The following is a 288-nucleotide window of genomic DNA, read 5'->3' as shown; positions in this document are numbered from 1 at the left end:
GATGAGTTCTTAAAATATATTTGTTTGAAAGAAGATGAACTATTTGAACTTGAGGAAGAAGTTAAATTAATCACAAGTATTGATGCACTTTTTCAAGAGCCTGAAGAAGTAGAAGAAGAAGACTATGCGGTATTTAGTCGTCAAAAGCTACTTGCGCCAATTGTCGCTAAGCTACAGAGGCAGGCAACACCTAGCGAACCTGCAAAATTGTTTGCAGTAAACGGTCAAGTTAAGTTTCCTGGTGTTTATCCATTATCTGAAAATGCAGATTTCCAAAAAGCGGTGCAA

The 288-nt window shown here is 37.2% G+C and carries 1 protein-coding gene; it reads left to right on the top strand.

Annotated features, from left to right (window positions below; translation table 11 throughout):
- Positions 1-24: 24 nt before the first annotated feature.
- Positions 25-288 (top strand): hypothetical protein (locus tag CWC11_RS21250; RefSeq protein ID WP_502704819.1); only part of this gene is annotated, 264 nt, incomplete at its 3' end.

This window comes from Pseudoalteromonas sp. S3178 (assembly GCF_005886985.1).
Classification (GTDB): Bacteria; Pseudomonadota; Gammaproteobacteria; order Enterobacterales; family Alteromonadaceae; genus Pseudoalteromonas; species Pseudoalteromonas carrageenovora.
This window is presented reverse-complemented; position numbering and strand designations above follow the sequence as displayed.